Origin of the sequence: Brevundimonas sp. UBA2503 (assembly GCF_002341485.1) — a bacterium.
Classification (GTDB): Bacteria; Pseudomonadota; Alphaproteobacteria; order Caulobacterales; family Caulobacteraceae; genus Brevundimonas; species Brevundimonas halotolerans.
On the sequence record NZ_DDOD01000001.1, the window covers coordinates 23201 to 29417 of the forward strand.

General features: G+C 65.1%; 5 protein-coding genes. All 5 read left to right on the forward strand.

Going from position 1 to position 6217, the window contains the following annotated elements; translation table 11 throughout:
- Positions 1-11 precede the first annotated feature (11 nt).
- A complete protein-coding gene (locus tag B4K74_RS00120) occupies positions 12-1487 on the forward strand; it encodes a leucyl aminopeptidase (protein ID WP_286691239.1) in 1476 nt (491 codons plus the stop codon).
- Between the two features lie 34 nt (positions 1488-1521).
- Entirely contained in the window at positions 1522-1983 is a 462-nt protein-coding gene (locus tag B4K74_RS00125) for a DNA polymerase III subunit chi (RefSeq protein WP_123286942.1), read from the forward strand.
- A 50-nt stretch (positions 1984-2033) separates the two neighbouring features.
- Entirely contained in the window at positions 2034-2324 is a 291-nt protein-coding gene (locus B4K74_RS00130; RefSeq protein ID WP_286691240.1) for a hypothetical protein, read from the forward strand.
- A 51-nt stretch (positions 2325-2375) separates the two neighbouring features.
- Positions 2376-2657 carry an I78 family peptidase inhibitor gene (locus B4K74_RS00135; RefSeq protein WP_286691241.1) on the forward strand — a complete coding sequence of 94 codons (282 nt, stop codon included), beginning with the start codon at positions 2376-2378 and terminating at the stop codon, positions 2655-2657.
- 300 nt (positions 2658-2957) lie between these two features.
- Positions 2958-6217 (forward strand): DNA-directed RNA polymerase subunit beta (gene rpoB / locus B4K74_RS00140; protein WP_286691242.1); only part of this gene is annotated, 3260 nt, incomplete at its 3' end.

Here is a 6217-nt window from a genome sequence, read left to right on the forward strand (position 1 = left end):
GGGAGTGTTCTATGAAAATCGCCTTCGTCGCCGATCTCGGAAGCCCGCAGGCCCTGGCCCTGGTGGTGGGTGAAGGCCGGAAGCTGTGCGACGGGGGTAAGGCGCTCGATACCCAGACGGGCGGCGCGTTCAGCCGCGCCATGCAGTCGGGCCGCTTCACCGGTGGCAAGGGCAAGACCCTGGTCGTGACCGCGCCGCACGGGCTGGACGCTTCGGTCGTGGTTCTGGCCGGGCTGGGGGATCGCGAGGCCCTGACCGATCTGGCGATCGAGGAGGCGGTCGGGGCCGCCTATCACGCCGTGAAGATGAGCGGTGCGGAAAGCCTGACCGTCGATGCTCGGTCGCTCAGCGCCGAACAGGCCGCGCGCGTGGCCTTCGCCATCAAGCTGGCCGCCTACCGGTTCGACAAATATCTGACGCGTCAGAAGCCGGAAAAGGTTCCGTCAGTGACCGCCCTGAACATCGTCTGTGCTGACGCGAAGGCCGCCGAATCCGCGTTCGCCCCGATGTCGGCCGTGGCGGATGGCGTGATCTTCGCTCGCGACCTCGTGTCCGAGCCGGCCAACGTCCTCTATCCCGAAGAATTCGCCAAGCGCTGCAAGGCGCTGGAAAAGTTGGGCCTTGAGGTCGAGGTTCTGGACGAGAAGGAACTGGAAAAGCTGGGTTTCCGCACCCTGCTGGCCGTGGGCATGGGCAGCCGCCGGGAAAGCCAGGTCGCCATCATGAAGTGGAACGGCGGCAAGGCGGGCGATGCGCCCCTGGCCTTTGTCGGCAAGGGCGTCTGTTTCGACACCGGCGGCATTTCGCTGAAACAGCCCGAGGGCATGGAAGACATGAAGTGGGACATGGGCGGCGCCGCCGCTGTGTCCGGCCTGATGCATGCACTGGCGGGCCGTAAAGCCAAGGTCAATGCGGTCGGCGTTATCGGCCTGGTCGAGAACATGCCGGACGGCAATGCCCAGCGCCCGGGTGATATCGTCAAATCCCTGTCCGGCCAGACGGTCGAGGTGCTGAACACCGACGCCGAGGGTCGCCTCGTCCTTGCCGATTGCCTCTGGTACACGCAGGACCGCTTCAAGCCGAAATTCATGATCGATCTGGCGACCCTGACCGGGGCGATGATCGTCGCTCTCGGCATGGACTATGCGGGGGTTTTCTCAAACGACGACGCGGTCGCCGGCCCCATTCTCGACGCCGGCCCGAAGGTGGACGAGAATTTCTGGCGCATGCCGATCCCGGAGCAGTACGACCGCCACATCGATTCCCCGGCGGCGGACGTCAAGAATATGGGCAATGGCCGCGCCGGCGGCTCGATCACTGCGGCCCTGTTCCTGAAGCGCTTCGTTAACGACACGCCCTGGGCGCACATCGACATCGCGCCGACCGCCTGGGTCAGCAAGAGCCAGCGGTCGACGGTGCCGGACGGCGGTGTCGGCTTCGGCGTGCGCACGCTGGATCGCATGGTCGCCGATACCTACGAGGGCTGAGGCGAGCGGCAAGGGCAGGGAGCCGGGGTCGGCCATGACCGCAGCGGGACCACAGATCTGGTTCTATCACCTCGAACGGTCGGGTCTGGAGCAGGTGCTCCCGACCCTGCTGGACAAGGTGCTGCAGGCTGACCTCAGGGCCCAGGTGCGGGTCGCCGATGCCGATCTCGCTGCCCGACTGGCCGAGGCGCTGTGGACCTGGCGGGACGACAGCTTTCTCGCCAACGGCCACACTTCCGGCCCGCATCCCGAGCGACAACCGATCCTGTTCACGTCAGGAACCGACAATGTGAACCAGGCTCAGGCCCTGTTCATTGTCGATGGCGCAGGCTTTGAGCCGACGGAGGATTTCCAACGGTGTTTCATTCTATTCGACGGTCAGGACGAGGACGCGCTCACGGCGGCGCGCGCGCGCTGGAAGGCCCTCAAGGGCACGGGCGCGGACATCAGCTACTGGCGGCAAACTCTCGAAGGTCGCTGGGAAAAGGCGGGCTGATTGTCGGCGCCTTGGCGGTCGCGTTAAGCGCCTGTGCTGCGCCTGAGCCCATGCCGACCCGTCCGGTCGGGGTGGTGGTTCTGCCGCAAGCCAGTGCCGAGGGACGCACGCCTTATGCCAGCCCGCCGGTCGAGGTCGAAGATCCCAATGACCTGTGTCACGCCACCCCGCTCCAGTGGCTGGTGGGGCGGGATCGCAGCGAGATCCCGGTCCCGGTTGATCTGACCAACCGGCGGGTCGCCTGCACTACCTGCCCGCGGACCGAGGCCCATTCGCCCTATCTGCTGAACATTCTGTACGACGCGGGCACCAACCGGGTGACCGAGGTCAGCTGCGGATAGGGAACCGGCCATGGTGCCCACGGTTTATTTTTCGAATGAAGGAGCCTTCCGATGTTGCTGCGTAACGTGATCCTGAGCGGAGGACTGGCCCTGCTGGCCGCCTGCGCCGCCAATCCCGAAATGCCCACCCCGGACGGCATGGCCGACACCTGCGGCGCGGCCGAGTCCCAGAGCCTGATCGGTCGCAACGTGGCCGCCGTCAGCTTTGCGTCTGACGCCAATGTCCGGGTCGCCTGCACCACCTGCGCGGTGACGATGGACTACGACCCGAACCGCATGAACGTGTTCTTCGACCAGGACACCGGCCGTATCGAACGGGTCACCTGCGGCTGAGCCGGCAGGAATTTTTCGACAGGCCTTTATTTCGTCGGAAAAGCGAGTATATCAGCCCGTTCCGCAAAACTCTGTAACGAGTCCGCGCGATAGCGCCGAGGCCCGGTCCGTTGCCCTCCGACCGGTGCGAAGGCGCGCTCCTCCCCAAGGGAGCCGACATGACTGGTGTCCTGATCTCCGAGGCCTGCGGCCCGCGATCGAGGGTGGACACCGACAACCGTAAGGCCCGGGACCGCCGTCGGCGGCCGCGGGTCGTTGCTTTGAATGCGGGCCGCCCGGCCTGCTGATTGGGAAACAGGAATGGCCAAATCCTTCGACGGTCTCGCCCTCACGGCTCAGATCGCCTCCGCCACGTCGTTCACCGGCAAAAAGCGTATCCGCAAATCCTTCGGCCGCATCCCGGAAGCGGTGCAGATGCCGAACCTGATCGAGGTGCAGCGCGCCTCGTACGAACAGTTCCTGCAGCGCGAGACGCGCGCGGGCGACCGTATCGATCAGGGCATCGAGGCGGTCTTCAAGTCCGTCTTCCCGATCAAGGACTTCAACGAACGCGCCGTGCTGGAATACGTCTCGTATGAATTCGAGGCGCCCAAGTATGACGTCGAGGAATGCATCCAGCGCGACATGACCTATGCCGCGCCGCTCAAGGTCAAGCTGCGCCTGATCGTGTTTGAGACCGACGAGGAAACGGGCGCCCGCTCGGTCAAGGACATCAAGGAGCAGGACGTCTACATGGGCGATATCCCGCTCATGACGGACAAGGGCACCTTCACCGTCAACGGCACCGAGCGTGTGATCGTCTCGCAGATGCACCGTTCGCCAGGCGTCTTCTTCGACCACGACAAGGGCAAGACGCACAGCTCGGGCAAGCTGTTGTTCGCCGCGCGGGTCATTCCCTATCGCGGGTCGTGGCTGGACTTCGAGTTCGACGCCAAGGACATTGTGTTCGTCCGTATCGACCGCCGCCGCAAGCTGCCCGCCTCGACCTTCCTGATGGCGCTGGGCATGGACGGCGAGGAGATCCTCAAGACCTTCTACGAGACCGTGCCCTACGAGAAGCGCGGCGATACCTGGGTCACCCCCTACAAGCCCGAGCGCTGGCGCGGTGTGAAGCCGGAGTTCGACCTGGTCGACGCCGACACCGGTGAGGTCGTGGCCCCCGCTGGCACCAAGATCAGTGCCCGCGCGGCCAAGAAGCTGGGGGACACGACCAAGGCTCTGTCGCTGACCCCGGATGCCTTGGTCACCAAATATCTGGCTGCCGATGCGGTCAATATGGAGAACGGCGAGATCTACGCCGAGGCCGGTGACGAGCTGGACGCCGCCACCATCGACCTGCTGGTCGAGAACGGCTTCACCACCCTCGACATCCTGGACATCGACCACGTCACGGTCGGTGCCTACATGCGCAACACCCTGCGCGTGGACAAGAACAGCAGCCGCGAAGAAGCACTGTTCGACATCTATCGCGTGATGCGCCCGGGCGAGCCGCCGACCCCGGAAGCCGCCGAAGCGATGTTCAACTCCCTGTTCTTCGACTCGGAGCGCTACGACCTCAGCTCGGTCGGCCGCGTGAAGATGAACATGCGCCTCGAAACCCCGGAAGTCGGCGACGAAATCCGCGTGCTGCGCAAGGACGACGTCCTCAAGGTCCTGCAGATCCTGGTCGGCCTGAAGGATGGTCAGGGTGAGATCGACGACATCGACAACCTGGGCAACCGCCGGGTGCGTTCGGTCGGTGAGTTGCTGGAGAACCAGTACCGCGTCGGCCTGCTGCGGATGGAGCGCGCCATCAAGGAGCGCATGTCCTCGGTCGATATCGACACGGTCATGCCGCACGACCTGATCAACGCCAAGCCGGCGGCCGCCGCCGTGCGCGAATTCTTCGGGTCGTCGCAGCTGTCCCAGTTCATGGACCAGACCAACCCGCTGTCGGAAATCACCCACAAGCGTCGCCTGTCGGCGCTTGGACCGGGCGGTCTGACGCGTGAGCGCGCGGGCTTTGAAGTCCGCGACGTGCACCCGACCCACTACGGCCGGATCTGCCCGATCGAAACGCCGGAAGGCCCGAACATCGGCCTGATCAACTCGCTGGCGACGCACGCCCGGGTGAACAAGTACGGCTTCATCGAAAGCCCCTACCGTCGGATCAAGGACGGCAAGGCCACGGACGACGTCGTCTATATTTCGGCGATGGAAGAGGCCAAGCACGTCATCGCCCAGGCCAACATCGAGCTGAAGGACGGCGAGATCGTCGATGATCTGGTCCCGGGCCGGATCAACGGTGAATCGCAGCTGCTGCCCAAGGCCGACGTCGACATGATGGACGTGTCGCCGAAGCAGGTCGTGTCGGTCGCCGCCGCCCTCATTCCCTTCCTCGAAAACGATGACGCCAACCGCGCGCTGATGGGCGCCAACATGCAACGTCAGGCCGTGCCGCTGGTACAGTCCGACGCGCCGCTGGTCGGCACCGGCATGGAGGCGGTCGTGGCCGTCGACTCCGGCGCCGTTGTGGTCGCCAAGCGCGACGGTATCGTCGAGCAGATCGACGGCACCCGGATCGTGGTGCGCGCCACCAACGAGGCCGATGCCGGTCGTTCGGGCGTCGACATCTATCGCCTGTCCAAGTTCCAGCGTTCGAACCAGTCGACCTGCATCAACCAGCGCCCGATCGTGCGCGTGGGTGACGAGGTCAAGGTCGGCGACGTGATCGCGGACGGTCCCTCGACCGACCTCGGCGAACTGGCTCTGGGCCGCAACGCCCTTGTCGCCTTCATGCCGTGGAATGGCTACAACTTCGAGGACTCGATCCTGATCTCGGAGCGCATCGTGCGTGACGACGTCTTCACCTCGATCCACCTCGAGGAGTTCGAGGTCATGGCCCGCGACACCAAGCTCGGGCCGGAGGAAATCACTCGCGATATCCCGAACGTCGGTGAGGAAGCCCTGCGCAACCTCGACGAGGCGGGCATCGTCGCCATCGGCGCCGAAGTCCAGCCGGGTGACATCCTGTGCGGCAAGGTCACGCCCAAGGGCGAAAGCCCGATGACCCCGGAAGAGAAGCTGCTGCGCGCCATCTTCGGCGAAAAGGCTTCGGACGTGCGGGACACCTCGCTGCGCCTGCCGCCCGGCGTCGCCGGCACGGTGGTCGATGTGCGGGTGTTCAATCGTCACGGCGTCGACAAGGACGAGCGCGCGGTCGCCATCGAGCGGGCCGAGATCGAGCGTCTGGGCAAGGACCGCGACGACGAGCTGGCCATCCTGGAACGCAACGTCTACGGCCGCCTGAAGCCCCTGCTGCTGGGCAAGAAGGCCGTCTCGGGTCCGAAGGGCCTGGGTCGTGGCGAGGTCACCGAGGACAAGCTGGGCGAACTGTCGCGCGGCCTGTGGTGGCAGATCGCCCTCGACGATGAAAAGGCCATGGCCGAGCTCGAGGCCATGAAGAAGCAGTTCGAGGACGCCCGCAAGGCGCTCGATCGCCGCTTCGAGGACAAGGTCGAGAAGCTGCAGCGCGGCGACGAACTGCCCCCGGGCGTGATGAAGATGGTCAAGGTCTTCGT

Bases quoted from the DNA above. Each gene is read 5' to 3' on its own strand.
- B4K74_RS00120 (WP_286691239.1), top strand. From the start codon at position 12: ATGAAAATCGCCTTCGTCGCCGATCTCGGAAGCCCGCAGGCCCTGGCC.
- B4K74_RS00135 (WP_286691241.1), top strand. From the start codon at position 2,376: ATGTTGCTGCGTAACGTGATCCTGAGCGGAGGACTGGCCCTGCTGGCC.
- B4K74_RS00130 (WP_286691240.1), top strand. From the start codon at position 2,034: ATGCCGACCCGTCCGGTCGGGGTGGTGGTTCTGCCGCAAGCCAGTGCC.
- B4K74_RS00125 (WP_123286942.1), top strand. From the start codon at position 1,522: ATGACCGCAGCGGGACCACAGATCTGGTTCTATCACCTCGAACGGTCG.